At 53.4% G+C, this 13,233-nt stretch carries 14 protein-coding genes, 1 tRNA gene and 2 pseudogenes; 10 read left to right on the top strand and 7 right to left on the bottom strand.

The features are described 5' to 3' along the window. The first annotated feature begins 914 nt into the window (after window positions 1–914). A pseudogene (locus ERE07_RS20320) lies at window positions 915–1,171 on the top strand (BrnT family toxin). Then, window positions 1,158–1,433, top strand: a complete 276-nt coding sequence (locus tag ERE07_RS20315; protein ID WP_130010852.1) for a BrnA antitoxin family protein — start codon at window positions 1,158–1,160, stop codon at window positions 1,431–1,433. Before ERE07_RS20320 ends, ERE07_RS20315 begins: the two are co-directional and overlap by 14 nt. Before the next feature lie 58 nt (window positions 1,434–1,491). On the opposite strand, the gene ERE07_RS20310 is transcribed toward ERE07_RS20315, so the two are convergent. The 4 genes from ERE07_RS20310 to ERE07_RS20290 form a co-directional block, all read right to left on the bottom strand. After that, window positions 1,492–2,208 (bottom strand): DUF1828 domain-containing protein, encoded by a 717-nt coding sequence (locus ERE07_RS20310; RefSeq protein ID WP_280634388.1) that lies wholly within the window; start codon window positions 2,206–2,208, stop codon window positions 1,492–1,494. A 52-nt stretch (window positions 2,209–2,260) separates the two neighbouring features. After that, window positions 2,261–2,764: a hypothetical protein gene (locus ERE07_RS20305; protein WP_130010851.1), complete on the bottom strand. Its 504-nt coding sequence runs from the start codon at window positions 2,762–2,764 to the stop codon at window positions 2,261–2,263. Between the two features lie 730 nt (window positions 2,765–3,494). Beyond that, window positions 3,495–4,010, bottom strand: a complete 516-nt coding sequence (locus ERE07_RS20295; RefSeq protein ID WP_130010850.1) for a hypothetical protein — start codon at window positions 4,008–4,010, stop codon at window positions 3,495–3,497. A 184-nt stretch (window positions 4,011–4,194) separates the two neighbouring features. Then, complete coding sequence (locus tag ERE07_RS20290) at window positions 4,195–4,545, bottom strand: helix-turn-helix transcriptional regulator (RefSeq protein ID WP_167671035.1); 351 nt, start codon at window positions 4,543–4,545, stop codon at window positions 4,195–4,197. 87 nt (window positions 4,546–4,632) lie between these two features. Here ERE07_RS20290 and ERE07_RS20285 point away from each other — a divergent pair, with 87 nt between their 5' ends. From ERE07_RS20285 to ERE07_RS21760, 6 genes and pseudogenes are all read left to right on the top strand, one after another. Continuing rightward, the gene (locus tag ERE07_RS20285; protein WP_130010848.1) at window positions 4,633–4,881 is read left to right on the top strand and encodes a transcriptional regulator; all 249 of its coding nucleotides are present in this window, start codon (window positions 4,633–4,635) and stop codon (window positions 4,879–4,881) included. 91 nt (window positions 4,882–4,972) lie between these two features. Further along, window positions 4,973–5,107: a hypothetical protein gene (locus ERE07_RS22200; protein WP_280634387.1), complete on the top strand. Its 135-nt coding sequence runs from the start codon at window positions 4,973–4,975 to the stop codon at window positions 5,105–5,107. Between the two features lie 513 nt (window positions 5,108–5,620). After that, complete coding sequence (locus ERE07_RS20280) at window positions 5,621–6,292, top strand: hypothetical protein (protein WP_130010847.1); 672 nt, start codon at window positions 5,621–5,623, stop codon at window positions 6,290–6,292. 10 nt (window positions 6,293–6,302) lie between these two features. Then, complete coding sequence (locus ERE07_RS20275; RefSeq protein WP_130010846.1) at window positions 6,303–6,881, top strand: hypothetical protein; 579 nt, start codon at window positions 6,303–6,305, stop codon at window positions 6,879–6,881. Between the two features lie 322 nt (window positions 6,882–7,203). Beyond that, window positions 7,204–7,359, top strand: a pseudogene (locus tag ERE07_RS20270) (transposase); the annotation flags it as partial. Between the two features lie 802 nt (window positions 7,360–8,161). Further along, window positions 8,162–8,440 (top strand): hypothetical protein, encoded by a 279-nt coding sequence (locus ERE07_RS21760; RefSeq protein ID WP_167671033.1) that lies wholly within the window; start codon window positions 8,162–8,164, stop codon window positions 8,438–8,440. Here the strand turns inward: ERE07_RS21760 and ERE07_RS22275 are convergent. Both ERE07_RS22275 and ERE07_RS20260 read right to left on the bottom strand, forming a co-directional pair. Next, window positions 8,362–8,586 carry an Arm DNA-binding domain-containing protein gene (locus tag ERE07_RS22275; RefSeq protein ID WP_342366253.1) on the bottom strand — a complete coding sequence of 75 codons (225 nt, stop codon included), beginning with the start codon at window positions 8,584–8,586 and terminating at the stop codon, window positions 8,362–8,364. The two genes, ERE07_RS21760 and ERE07_RS22275, sit on opposite strands and share 79 nt — an antisense overlap. A 182-nt stretch (window positions 8,587–8,768) precedes the next feature. After that, window positions 8,769–8,845, bottom strand: a tRNA-Pro gene (locus ERE07_RS20260). Window positions 8,846–9,142: 297 nt separating this feature from the next. On the opposite strand from ERE07_RS20260, the gene ERE07_RS20255 reads away from it, so the two are divergent. After that, window positions 9,143–10,423 carry an L-fuconate dehydratase gene (locus tag ERE07_RS20255; RefSeq protein ID WP_130010845.1) on the top strand — a complete coding sequence of 427 codons (1,281 nt, stop codon included), beginning with the start codon at window positions 9,143–9,145 and terminating at the stop codon, window positions 10,421–10,423. A 111-nt stretch (window positions 10,424–10,534) separates the two neighbouring features. Here ERE07_RS20255 and ERE07_RS20250 read toward each other — a convergent pair whose 3' ends face one another. Next, the gene (locus ERE07_RS20250) at window positions 10,535–11,797 is read right to left on the bottom strand and encodes an adenosylmethionine--8-amino-7-oxononanoate transaminase (protein WP_130010844.1); all 1,263 of its coding nucleotides are present in this window, start codon (window positions 11,795–11,797) and stop codon (window positions 10,535–10,537) included. 165 nt (window positions 11,798–11,962) lie between these two features. Here ERE07_RS20250 and bioF point away from each other — a divergent pair, with 165 nt between their 5' ends. Then, window positions 11,963–13,162 (top strand): 8-amino-7-oxononanoate synthase, encoded by a 1,200-nt coding sequence (bioF, locus tag ERE07_RS20245; RefSeq protein ID WP_130010843.1) that lies wholly within the window; start codon window positions 11,963–11,965, stop codon window positions 13,160–13,162. The last annotated feature ends 71 nt before the right edge of the window (window positions 13,163–13,233 follow it).

The raw sequence follows: 13,233 nt of genomic DNA, 5'->3' as shown, positions 1-13,233 counted from the left end.
ACCGGCTCAAACAACAACGCAAGGCCGGACACTTCCCGTCCATAGCTAAATAATCACTGGTTCAAATTTACTTTGCGCAATCCTGCGCGAAGTGGCTCAAATTCCAAATGCGTTTGACACCGTCGATGCAATCGGGGCGATGCCATGATTTCGATGACGATAAAGCTGTCTCTCAGTTGCAAGCAAGTACGGTCATTGCTGTTCTTGCTCATGCTGTTAGCCAGCTAGCGGCACACCCAGCCTCGAAAGGAACTGGGTTCCCCTAATGAAAGTACACGTTTCTGCGCACCCTCTCCTGAATTCTAAAATCTTAAAGAACGTTGCCGTCGTTCTGAAACATCAGAACCAGGGAAAGGCACCGCAGCGTCAGTTTTGCTCGCGATATCGTCCGATATCGCCGTGTGGCAGCGGCGACAAAGGCGGCTATCTTGGTGCTTGCTTCACCTTCGCGGGTTGTAGTTATATGCCACACACTGAGAGAACCGCCTTCTGCCTTCCTGCTGTGTTGCAAGCACTGGATCTTCCCAACGTCCGATTCACATCGGTTGCTGGGCGCCCGGCAGCCGTATTTCTTGGGGACACCCATGAAACTACGTATTGTCGTAATGGTGACGTGGGCAGCTATACAGCTTGGCGTTTCGCGGGTACGATTTTCGCACTTTATCAATGACAATGCGCGCATCACTCCAGAGCTGGCTATGCGTCTGTCGACATGGGTGCCGGCGCCTAAGGCGAGCATGTGGCTTGTAGATGCAAGCTGACTATGACCGTTGGCAGGCTGGCATTCCGATCTCAAGTGGCGGTAGACGCTGCAGATGACGTTCCTCTGGCAACAAGCAACTGTTAGTCTGTTGCAGTCCAGGATAGGTATTCAGTTTGTTGTTTTTCTTTATTTATGTAGCTACAATAAGTGAATGGATATCACCTTTGTCCCTGCCAAAGACAAAGCGAACCAGACCAAACATGGCGTGTCGCTGTCGCTGGCTTATGAGCTAGACTGGTCGTCAGTGATGGCAAAGCCGGATACTCGGCGAGATTACGGCGAATTGGGTACGGCGTGATTCAAAACAGGCTCTACTGTGTGGTGTTCACGCAGCGACGCAACACGATGCATATCATCAGTCTGCGCAAGGCCAATAGCAGAGAGGTAAAGAACTATGTCGAAGCTTAAAAAGGGATTGATACTGCCGACGCCCGAAGAAGATGCTGCGATTGATGCCGGAATCAAGTCTGATCCGGATACCTATGAGCTGTCGAAAAACGAATTTAAGCAGCTCAAGCGGGTAGGGCGTCCAAAGAGCGACACCCCCAAAGTGCAATTGACCGTGCGTTATGACGCCGATATCGTCCAGGCGTTCAAGGCCGGAGGCGATGGGTGGCAGACTCGTATGAATCATGCGCTTCGGGACTGGCTCAAGACCCATCAGGTGTAGGAAAAAGAAAACCCGTCGAATCGGATGGGGTGAAAGTGTTGAATCTAGCGATATGGCGTTATGCAGCGCGCCTATGCTCGATTTTTTCCTTAATTGCGTCACGCTCACCGATTGATGCCACAGTATCATTGGCGGCACTCATGAGGCGTTTGGTGTGCTGGCGGGGTACCGCGTCAATATCTTGGTAGACGACCATTGCATCAAACTTGGCACCACTGGCTCGCAAGTGTTGAATAATAATCGTGCTAAGCATGGCCTTATCTTTGTTGAGCACGCCAAAAAGATATAACGGGTTACTCTGCGTTTTAATATAGAAATCGACCGGATAGTTTTCCGCTCCTTCGATATTAGGAACAATATAATTCTCAACTAGATCGGCGTCTGGAACAATGTCTGCAATGATTGCCTTTAAATCATCATAGAATGTGCTTTCGACTCTATTTTGAGTCCACAACCCCAAATCTTCAAGCCGAATTACTCCTTGGCCTAAAGTAAATAATCCGCCAGTAAGTGCGTCAGCGGGCACTTCTGTAAAAATCTCTCCATCATGCTCTTGTAGCCCGCTTTCTGCGAGAATGGATGAAAATAGCTTTTGCCGGGCACCAGTTAGCAGCTTAGATAGATCGTTTTCGTAACTGAGTCGCATGAGTGTGGTACCCATATCTGACACTCGCCAGCCGCCAGTCATTTGCGTAGCGTAGGCGATCACTTGATCTCCATCTCGACCAGATAGCGGAAGAGAAATCGAAACGGTTTCAGAGTCAATAACTCCCACCTCCACGTTGTTGCAGAACGCGGCACAGAGGTTTTCTCGAAGGGCGTTAGTCTCAATTGTCACAGGTATCAAATAGATCTAGTTGCGCTTGCGCATGGGAGTTTTCGTTTTCAGTCAAGCTTGATGGTAATCCGGTTATACGGCAATCGTCCACAATTGCAATGATCGCTCCGCGTAGGTCAGCGTATCGATCTGTTGGCTCAGCGTGCCCCTCCGGCTTTTTACCGGCTGCAATGTACCTAGCCGTTGCCTTGTGGATATGACAACCTCTAAGTAACCGACCCAATCCGTCCATGGCGTTCACATGAGGATGATCGCTGCCGTTGTACCTAGCCAGCGTGATCCTCTCATTGCCGTTCGAACCAAAATACAACAGACCGCACGAAAAATTGAAGCTGATTCTAACGTTCTGACGAATGTAAAGACAAAACTTTCCGACATCCGAAGAAAGGTCATAATTTATTTTTCGCACGCCTTTGTCGACTTTACCCCGCGCTCTAGGATTCAGCACTACCTTCGGCGTAGTCAGAAGCTTCAATATTTCTTCGTCGGTCATACTTGCACCCTTTCTTTCTCATATCCCCACATCAAACTAAATTTTGATTACATGAGCTGAGAGCAGAAAACCAGCTTTCAAGCTTTTAAAAGAAGCGGCTGGCTGTGTACGTAGCCACAGCGCCCGCTGCCGCAATTACGAACATTGGTAGACAGCGACCCATCGCTTTAACCATCTTTATCTGTCGGCCAGCTTTGGTCAAGGGAAACCAAGCTTGCGCGACAGTTTCCCATATCCACCATTCTCCCTGTCGTTCACCTCAACTTACTTTCGCAAGTAACTCTTCTTCCCGCTGTCTGAATAGCAATACCTGCCTCCGCGTGGCCCGGTGCAATACGTATCACTTCGGCAGTCGCAGGATGTCGCTGACTTGCCCTTCGGGGCTGGCATCAATCCTTGCGGTTTGCTTCCAGGCATCGAGCACACCTTTTTAGATCCGCTAATGGATCCGTCATTACAGACGAACCTGCTTCCTGCGCAATGCGAGATGCCGCGTTTACTGCCGGAGCAGGGCGTGTTGCGAGCTTCGGCTAGTATCGGGCTTAACCCCAGTATTAGAAATAGTGTGAGGTGCATCAAAATCTTCGGTAAATGCGCGATCATCCTGAGCCCCTCACGTCAATCCTTAGTATGACCTCGTTTTCCGCACATCGGGCAAACGAGGTTGGCAGGGGCGGCAACTTTTCCCTTCACCGTTACTGTTGAGCTTTTTTGCGCCACAGCAAAGCTGCTATTTCGTTTCATCTGTAAGAATGCGTGTGTTTACCAACTTCTGAACTAGGTCTTCCATGGTGCGCTGGAGCGCTTTTCGTGTGGCTTCCGTGATAGGTTCTTCTCCCTCGGTGCACCCTCCTGTCTCCTCCGCGTTCCCCTGACCACGCCCAGTTGTTTGAAGAACAAGTTTTCCTTGAGGGTTGGTGGCTCGCACACGAATTGCCAACTCTGTATCCGCATCTGCTGTTGCAGACCAGAATCCCGGTAAGAAGCGTAATCGAGGAGCAAAGTCGGATAGATAGAAATCAAGGAAGTACGCACCTGGCTGCACTTCCGATTGTGAGTCTACGCGGGCGACCTGCTTGAACGCACCTTCCATAGTTTGAAGTATCGACTCCGAAATGCCTGACCCAAGATCCACAGTGTAGGTATGAGCCCCGCAAACAAAGCCGGTATTAACTTTTCGAGTGAGGTTACTCAGTTCGGGGTCAATCCTTACCGCAGCCGGCGCATCTATGCGACGGTTGGGCATGACCTCGGCGGCCCCATTGGCGCTAGGAACGTGGGAGGTATACGCGCATCCGGTAAGACTCAGTAAGGATAGGATTAGTATTATTTTTCTCATTTAGTTACCTGTAAGATAAAGATTAGAAATTCTCGTTACACCATGCTTGTGCAACCACCCACTAATAGTGGTCACTCACTACAAGCCTGGGCTAAATGTTTTTCTTCACATCCAGGCCGACCTGACCAGCAGCGATCAGGATGGCGGCCTGCAAAGTAATAACAGAATCTCGACTCAGAGAGCGAATTTTATTCTGATCAATTTCCTCAAACGGCCAGCCGACCCATACTCCACCATCTTGTCTTCCGGCCGTAGCTATCGATAGACTCAGGCCTTCGGAAAAGTTGGTAATTTCAGCGATTTTATTGATTTGATCAACGCTGGCTTCATGGTGGCCATTCTCCCACGCAGAAACATTCCCTTTGCTGACGCCTAAAAGCTCACCCAGTTGTGTTTGGGTGAGCTGCGCATGGGTGCGAGCAGCGCGAATCCACTGATTCATTTTCATAGCGGCAAGTGTAGAGAAAATCTGTACATATATGGTCTATATATTCTTCACTTAAAGGTATAGAGAAACTAGACTATAGGCATGAATACAGAACTGCGTCGGCACCCTCTCGAAGAGGCAGCCCAAAAATACGGATCTGAAGCTGCTTTGGCCCGAGCGCTTGGCGTTAGTCGTGGCGCCCTTAACCAATGGAAAAAGCAAGGCCGAAACGTGCCTGCGGAGCATGCGCCGGAAATAGAACGCCTTACCGGTGTCCCTTGCGAGCGTCTTTGTCCGTCTATCCGATGGGAAGTGCTTCGCCGTCCCGCCGAAGAGATCCAACATGCATAGCTTTATTCGAGATACCTTAACAGTTTGGTTACCAACGGGCTATTCAGCCTTTTTCTAGGGTTATTCACGGGACGGATGGGAGGGCCCTGACATGAGAGATTACGGAAAGGTTCACTCGTCGTTCTGGGCGAGCAAGACGGTCAACATGCTGTCGGACGAGGGCAAGATGCTTGCGCTGTACCTGCTGCGCGGTACCCGAATCACCCACAAAGGCGAACTCCGGTAGGATGGAGTGAAGGGTGTGGAGCAGCTAGCGATGGATGCGGCGGCGGCACTATTATTCGATGCGAGGATTATAGGAAACTGAAGGGGGAGAGCTGTTTCTGTTTTTTGGATTTGATCTGACAAGTTGTGTTCGATCTGTTAGACAGAAGCGACCTGAGGCAGTCCCACCGCCTACCAGTTTGGATGTTCACTTCACAGATATACCAGCCCATTCCGGTTTGTCGTTCGTTTGGCTATAATTATCCGACTCATTTCGAGGGCACTTGTCTTCGGACACGATTCCATAATAATACGCTGGAGTCCCCCGACGCGGGGCGAAGCAGTCTCGCAACTCGATAGTAGCGGGAATACGTTAATTGCGTAGCCAATCTTCTCTAAAGGTAGTGTGAGGCGACAGACGCCTATGGATAGCTTCCTGTTACCAGCCTGGCGTAATTGATAGAGGCACTATCCTCAACCTTGCTACGTCTTGAGACAAAAAGTTGGCGCGACGACGCGAAGGAGGAGGGCTACGATGAGAGATTCAAATGGGGAGGAGCATGACCAGAGCAAACTGATCAGTGCAATGGTGGTCGCAGCCCCGGCGGTGTTCGTCTATTTTTTGGGTTGGGCCTATCTCAACTACTACTTGGGTGCTTTCGGCATCAGCGTTGCCGAGTTGGACCTGGGTATTGAGACAATCTTCATTTATGCTGCACCTGCAGCTATTTGGCTTCTCAAGACTCAATGGTCATGGATTGTCGGTATCGCGGTGTTAGTCTGGGGCCTGGCGCTCTGGCGTCGTCATTCAGGAGTCCGGACAAAGGAGCTTAGTTCCTCAGGTCGTCGCCTGCTTTCCTCGACTTGGTACGTTCAGATAGTCGCAGTATTCGTTGGCTCCACGTTGTTAGTCATGTTCATCTCTCCGTTCGTGAAAGAGGCGGCCCTAGACAGCGCTGCACAACGCTGGGACCGCTCAGGCATCAATATCCGGGCCTTGGTCGACTCACCGGGGTTCGGTTCGGTGGAACGGCAGGACTATGAAACTTGTATGAAGAGAGATGGCCTTCGGCTGGTTTTTGGGGACAAGAACAGCTATTACATGCTCTGTGCGGGTGAGATCGACAACACCGAAGGTTTGATATACGAAGTGCGCGGCCACGACTCGGTGTTGGCCTCTGTTAGAGGCGCTTCCAGACCGCACTAGGAGAACGGTGATGGAGAATGCAAAAATATGCGGATATTTCCTGCTTTTCAGCGCTGCCATTGCAGGAGCATCCTCATGCTTGGCTGCAGATTTTTCCAAAGTTTATGCAACCGAAGGCTACTTCGAGTACAAGAAAGACGGCGCGGCCACGTTAGGACTTATAACTTCGCCGGTCAAAGAAGGTAAGGTTAAGTTTACGACCTGTAGCAACAAGACTGTGGAAGTCGTGAGGACGGATCTGCGGTCCTCAACGGCAAAATGTGATTTTAGGTCGCCCGACGATGGACTCTGGCCTGTCAAACTCGACTCCGTCTACAAGGTGAAAAGCGATGCCACTAACACTGAAGTGCTCATTCAAGGTAAGGTGGTCGACCTGAAGAAGATTGATGGTTGGCCTACCGCTGGAATTCCAGTTCGCAACGGCCCTCCTGGGGAGCCTGTTGGCTACGTTTTCACGGATTTGGACGGCTCCAAAGCGATCGCGATCCTCAAGGAAGAACCGCCGAAGACTAACGGAACATCGCAGAAGGAAGAGGCGACTATACGTCGACGCGACACAACCGACAAAGAGCGTTCCAAAGGTGGCTAAGCTCGTTAGCGTCCCCAATGTTGGTTTCAGGATAATTGCTGACTTATGAAGAAGGCCCCATACATTCGGTGCGCCTATTGCCGCCGCAGCATTATGGCCCTCCCTGTTCTTCTTTTAGCGGTTTCGCTCGCTACTTTGTGAAAGTCTATTTTGGCGACGGTGACATTCGAATGAAGCTCCGCTCCAGTGGGACGCTGACCTTCATGCTCCCAGACTGAAATGTCGTCTTTCAATTTTAGACAGACATGAAGCGGTAATCCCCCCAGAAAAGTAGCGGTCTTAAAGGTAGAATTTTCTAACAGCAGTATTCAGGAAATTTTGCATGAAGACCTCACGCTTTACCGACAGCCAGATCATCGCCATCCTTAAGCAGGCCGAAGCGGGCACGCCCGTGCCAGAATTTTTCCGAGAGCACGGTATGAGCAGCGCTACGTTCTATAAATGGCGTGCCAAGTACGGCGGCAGGGCTGAAAGTATCAAGATCGCTGTCTGTTATGAACTCAGGCGGCCCTCCACAAATAATTTTTTCTGGAAGAAAGCGGGTGTGACCTGCCCAACTCAGACCTGACCAGCCAGTGTATGTGAGATCAAGTCTGAGTTAGGTAGAGACAAGCTCTATCGTGTTGATTTTTTGCGCAGTTTTTCGCAAAGTTCCGTCAATTCACTTACTGTCCGAAAATACGCCCAACGGTAGCCCGCCTCAATTCTCGCGCCATTCAGCATCGCCGATTGGCTCGGCTTGAGATGGACCTACCTCCGCAATCCGGCCGGTGACCAAAGAAGCCCTTGACGTGAACTTGATCTCATCCTTATCTGTGATGCAAAGGTCTGCGGCAAGGGTTTCTTTTTTCGAGCCGCCTGAGGAGTTCAGTGGTGTCGGCTGAATATTCCGTATGGACAAGCCTTCATGGCGGGTATGGCAGCGGAGCCCTATACGCGCAAGCCGGGCCAGATCTTAATCCAGTGCCTTGACCGCGTGCGTGTTGGCTCCAGATCACTGGCTTTGCTGGCCGATGCACTTGAAGGACGTTTTGCCTACTGGTTATCTGGCGATCTCAAATGCCTGGTGGCGTCTTAGGTCGTGGTGGATGAAACCAACGGTCAATTTCAAACAAACAGCTTTTATCAAATCAACGTGAACATCCGGTTTAGAGCTGGATAACAGCATCCTGGCATCTTTAAATCGGCAACTGTCGAGCCAGTAGCATGGTAATTAGTGCGCCTTGAGTGGTTCGGGCCATTCTTCGGGACGGCCTTTTCTATTTCAGGAGCGTTTAAATATGGAAATCGTTTTTCCTCTGGTGAGGGTCGTCGATGGCGATCCTTTGCCCACAGCGGAGAAGGGCAGCGTGCGTATTATGGAGAAAGGCAAAGAGCGCCATTTTCTGGTTGATGAACCGCTGGTGCTGGACGCGCTTACCGCTTTGCACTACGTCGGGCCGAACACGATTGTGATGAAGGCTATGCGTCGGTTTAAGCACTACCTGACGACGGGTGTGAAGGTAAGGCCGACTTTCCGTATTCGGAATTTGGCGCGCATTTTCTTTGCGGTTAGCTGACGATATTTCATCCGCCATATTTTGCTGCCTGCAGTCGTCAATTCCAGATATAAGCCACCACCATCAAAGAGCTTCTTCCGCCCAGTCGGGCTGTATCGTGCCTGCCGGCAGCGCAAGTCGGTCAACGGTGGAATGACGCGCGCCACTTTTCATACCCCCAAAAAGTTTTCGCATACCCCCAAACATACCCCAAAAATTTTGTGGTGGCAGGCGAGGGCATACGTACTCATGCGGCAGGTATCGGGCAATAAAAAACCCGCAACGCCAGTGGCGTTGCGGGTTTTTGACGATCTATGGTGATTTTGACGGCACCATAAACCGTTATTTCTGGTCGGGACGGCGGGATTCGAACTCGCGACCCCTTGCACCCCATGCAAGTGCGCTACCAGGCTGCGCTACGCCCCGAAAGACCGAGAGTATATCCCATAGAATTTTTTTGCACAAATGACCTGATCGCCTCATGGGTCAGCGCGAGAGCACGGGAAGGGCGTGCCGAGGAGCTGGGGTGGATGGGCAGATTCGCCCTTGCTCGATCGTGCAAAAAATCTGTTGATCGGCGACAACGCAAAACACGTTCTGGCATCCGTAATAACCCTTTGTTCTCAAGTGGATCAGAGATTCTGGCTAACCTCTGAATAATAATTATGAGTTCATATAAAAAAATATTTTATATGTCGATCGACAAATAGCTCAGGCTTCATCATGACCATTATTCAGTCCCTGGAAGTACTCGACGTGCGTTTTCCCACGTCTCGGAGCCTGGACGGTTCGGACGCCATGAATCCGGATCCAGACTATTCAGCGGCCTATGTGATCCTGCATACCGATACACCCGGGTTGGCAGGACATGGGCTGACGTTCACCATTGGCCGCGGCAACGATGTCTGCTGCGCCGCCATCCGCGCGATGGCGCATTTGGTGGCCGGCCTGGATTTGAACTGGATTGCCGAAGACATGGGCCGTTTTTGGCGCCATGTTACCTCGGACAGCCAACTGCGTTGGATAGGCCCGGACAAAGGCGCCATCCACTTGGCCACCGCGGCGATTGTCAATGCGGCCTGGGATCTCTGGGCCAAGGCAGAGGGTAAGCCGGTATGGCGTCTGGTGGCTGACATGACCCCTGAACAGATCGTCAGGTTGGTGGATTTCCGCTATATCACCGATTGCATTACGCCGGAAGAAGCCCTGGCATTGCTGCGCGAGCGCGAACACGGCAAGGCTGCGCGCCTGGGTGATCTCGTAGCAAACGGCTATCCCTGCTACACCACCTCGGCGGGCTGGCTGGGATACGATGACGACAAGCTCCGCCGCCTGGCGTCCGAAGCGGTCGATGCCGGGTTTTCGCATATCAAGCTCAAGGTCGGCAGAGACTTGCAGGATGATATCCGTCGTGTACGTATTGCGCGCGAAGTGCTGGGTCCGGACCGCATCTTGATGATTGACGCCAATCAGGTATGGGAGGTTGAACAGGCGGTGCCGTGGCTGGAACAGCTGGTATTTGCGCGGCCCTGGTTCATCGAGGAACCTACGAGTCCCGATGATATTGCAGGCCATCGCCGCATCCGGGAGGCCTTGCAAGGGCGCATGCAGGTCGCCACCGGCGAAATGTGCCAGAACCGCATTATGTTCAAACAGTTGATCATGGAAGCCGCGGTTGATGTTGTGCAGATAGACGCATGCCGCTTGGGCGGGGTGAATGAGGTGCTGGCTGTCATGCTCATGGCAGCCAAGTATGGCCTGAAGGTTTGCCCACATGCGGGAGGCGTGGGCTTGTGCGAATATGTGCAGCATCTGTCCATGATCGATTATCTATGCATCTCAGGCAGCAAGGAAGGCCGGGTGATCGAGTACGTCGATCATTTGCATGAGCATTTTGTGGACCCTTGCGTGATTCGCAACGCGGCATATATACCGCCGCAGCGCCCTGGCTATTCGATAGAGATGAAGCGCGCATCGCTGGAGGCGTACTTGTTTCGCGGCTGAGTGCCATGCGCGATGCCTACCATGCGGGCACATGGTGCGCAAAATCGCGGGCAGGCTGATTCGAACATTGTCCGAGATGATGGGGTTTAGCGGTTATAACCCCGAGGGCGGCTAAGGTGAAGCAAGAACGTTGAAGACGGCCGAGGTCAATGTACTTAAATCGGATGCGTCGATGGTAAAGCATGGTGTAAGGTAAACAACCCTGCCAAAGGGGCGTATCCAGACGCCGGCATCCACGAAACGTTGTCGCAAGGCCTCGCGGTCAGGGGCATGTTCAAGCTCGACGACACCGATTGCACCCAGAACGCGTACGTCGCGTACGCCAGGTAGCGCGCGGCAAGGCTCAAGACCCTCGCGCAGCGCGGCTTCTAGCGATTGAGCTTGTTCCACGCGCGATTCCTGCTCGAACAGGTCCAGTGAGGCGTTGGCTGCGGCGCAGGCCAATGCGTTGCCCATGAAAGTGGGGCCGTGCATCAAGGCGTGCGATGGATCCTCTGACCAAAAGGCGTCGAACACGCGCTGGCTTGCGACCGTTGCGGCAAGGGGCAGGGTGCCGCCGGTGAGCGCCTTGGACAACGTAATGATGTCGGGCCTTACGCCTGTCTGTTCAAAGGCGAAGAGCGTGCCTGTGCGTCCAAAGCCGGTAAAGATCTCGTCAAAAATCAGCAATATGCCGTAGCGGTCGGCCAGCTTGCGCAGGCGGCGCAACACTTCAGGGTCGTGCATCAGCATGCCACCCGCACCCTGTATCAACGGTTCGACCAGAATGGCGGCAGTATTCTCGCCATGGCGCTGCAGAAAGGCGTCTAGTGCGGCATCGCTTGTGCTGTCTTGTGGCAGGGCGAGGATGTCGTGGTCGGTCAGCATGCCCTGAAAAGCGGCATGCATGCCTACCTTGGGATCGCAAACGGCCATAGTGCCAAAGGTGTCGCCATGGTAGCCGCCCTTGAACGCCAGGATTCGAGTGCGAGGACGCCCCTGATTAACCCAGAATTGCATTGCCATTTTGATGGCGACTTCGACCGAAACGGAGCCCGATTCGGTAAAGAATACGCGATCCAGCCCTGGGCCAAGCAGTGCGCACAGGCGTTCGGCCAGTTTCAGCGCGGGCTCGTGCACTAACCCACCGAACATGACGTGTGGCGCTGATTCCAGCTGCTCATGTATTGCCTGGGCGATATGTGGATGATTGTAGCCATGGCAGGCCGTCCACCATGACGCCACGCCATCAACCAGGCTGGTGCCATCCGCGAGCTCGATGCGACTGCCGGCGGTGCGGACGACAGCAAGTGGGCGCGCGCAGGTTTTCATCTGGGCGTAGGGCAGCCAGATGTTGGGATAACCGTGAGCCATCCATGGAGGTTCAGTTGTCATTGTGGTTGGGCGTAACAGAAAGGCAAACGTGCGAGACAAAGTAGGATGCGCTTTGCGCACTCATCATTGTACCGTCGGAGATATTGCTATCATTCCGTAGGTGCGCCCGCACGCTTGGGCGTCTTGTATGCCCCCCTTTGTCTGCATCTTTTATACCGATTTCCCATGAGCCGGATGGATCCCCTGTTTTCCCATTATCTCGATGATGCCCGCCGCCGCCACGTGTTGCGGCGCATGCGGCTCATGCAGCCAGTGGGTGCAGGCCGCGTGCAGGTGGCTGACCGCTGTTTCATCAATTTTTCCAGCAACGACTACCTGGGACTCTCGCAGCACCCCGATGTCATCGCCCGCGCACAGGAGTATGCCGCACGCTATGGCGCTGGAGCTCAGGCGTCGCGGCTGGTATGCGGTACATCCGAGATGTATGCCGCCGTGGAGGCCAAGCTGGCGCGGGCAAAGGGCACAGAGGCGGCACTGTTGTTCGCGTCGGGCTGGCAAGCCAATGCGGCTGTCTTGCCTGCCTTGTTGAAGCTGACGGGTCAGGGCGCGGCAAGCCCCCAGGTATTTACCGACAAGCTTGTCCATGCCAGCCTGCACCAGGGATGTGCCGCCGCAGGCGTCAAGCAAATACGGTTTCGGCACAACGACCTGGATCATCTCGAATCCCTGCTGCAGGCGCGTGAGGGCACAGGAGGGCAGCGCTTTATTGTGACCGAAAGCGTTTTCAGCATGGATGGCGATTGCGTTGATGTGTATCGTCTTGCGCAAATTGCCCAAAGGCATGACGCTTTTGTTTACCTGGACGAGGCGCATGCAACGGGCGTGTTGGGGCCTGGCGGCATGGGGTTGTCCGGGTTCGCGCCCGGCAAAATAGACTTGATCATGGGCACTTGCAGCAAGGCGCTGGGCGGGTTTGGCGCTTATGTCGCCGGGTCACGCGCGCTGTGTGATTATCTTGCCAATACGTGCTCCGGGTTTATTTATACGACCGCATTGCCTCCCGCCGTGCTGGGTGCGCTCGACGCTGCGCTCGATCTCGTGCCGACAATGGACACGGCACGCGTGCAGTTGATGGCGAATGCGGATTATCTGCGAGTTGGCTTGCAAGCGCTAGGCCTGGAAACAGGCGCTTCTTCCACCCACATCGTGCCTGCCGTGGTGGGTGATGCGCAGCAGGCCATGTCGCTCAGTGCCAGGCTGGAAACCCGGGGCATGCTGGTAACAGCCATTCGGCCGCCTACGGTGCCCCAGGGCACGAGCCGCTTGCGCATCGCGCTCAGCGCAGCGCATACGCGCGCGGACATTACATCGTTGCTCGATGCCCTGTCGGTATCGCTCTCCCGACAAGAGACGGCTGATGCCTGATTCGGATATCGACATGCAAAAAGAGCTGTTCTGTGGTCCAGAAAAGGGATTGGCCTTTCCCGTCATGGATC

The organism is Allopusillimonas ginsengisoli (assembly GCF_004153455.1).
Classification (GTDB): domain Bacteria; phylum Pseudomonadota; class Gammaproteobacteria; order Burkholderiales; family Burkholderiaceae_B; genus Allopusillimonas; species Allopusillimonas ginsengisoli.
Note: the sequence above shows the minus strand (reverse complement) of the source record. Positions and strands in the feature narration are given on the sequence as shown.

Bases quoted from the DNA above. Each gene is read 5' to 3' on its own strand.
- ERE07_RS22200 (WP_280634387.1), top strand. From the start codon at position 4,973: ATGAGAGATTACGGAAAGGTTCACTCGTCGTTCTGGGCGAGCAAGACG.
- ERE07_RS20295 (WP_130010850.1), bottom strand. From the start codon at position 4,010: ATGCCCAACCGTCGCATAGATGCGCCGGCTGCGGTAAGGATTGACCCC.
- ERE07_RS20315 (WP_130010852.1), top strand. From the start codon at position 1,158: ATGTCGAAGCTTAAAAAGGGATTGATACTGCCGACGCCCGAAGAAGAT.
- ERE07_RS21760 (WP_167671033.1), top strand. From the start codon at position 8,162: ATGGAAATCGTTTTTCCTCTGGTGAGGGTCGTCGATGGCGATCCTTTG.
- ERE07_RS20280 (WP_130010847.1), top strand. From the start codon at position 5,621: ATGAGAGATTCAAATGGGGAGGAGCATGACCAGAGCAAACTGATCAGT.
- ERE07_RS20285 (WP_130010848.1), top strand. From the start codon at position 4,633: ATGAATACAGAACTGCGTCGGCACCCTCTCGAAGAGGCAGCCCAAAAA.
- ERE07_RS20250 (WP_130010844.1), bottom strand. From the start codon at position 11,797: ATGACAACTGAACCTCCATGGATGGCTCACGGTTATCCCAACATCTGG.
- ERE07_RS20305 (WP_130010851.1), bottom strand. From the start codon at position 2,764: ATGACCGACGAAGAAATATTGAAGCTTCTGACTACGCCGAAGGTAGTG.
- bioF (WP_130010843.1), top strand. From the start codon at position 11,963: ATGAGCCGGATGGATCCCCTGTTTTCCCATTATCTCGATGATGCCCGC.
- ERE07_RS20255 (WP_130010845.1), top strand. From the start codon at position 9,143: ATGACCATTATTCAGTCCCTGGAAGTACTCGACGTGCGTTTTCCCACG.
- ERE07_RS20290 (WP_167671035.1), bottom strand. From the start codon at position 4,545: ATGAATCAGTGGATTCGCGCTGCTCGCACCCATGCGCAGCTCACCCAA.
- ERE07_RS20275 (WP_130010846.1), top strand. From the start codon at position 6,303: ATGGAGAATGCAAAAATATGCGGATATTTCCTGCTTTTCAGCGCTGCC.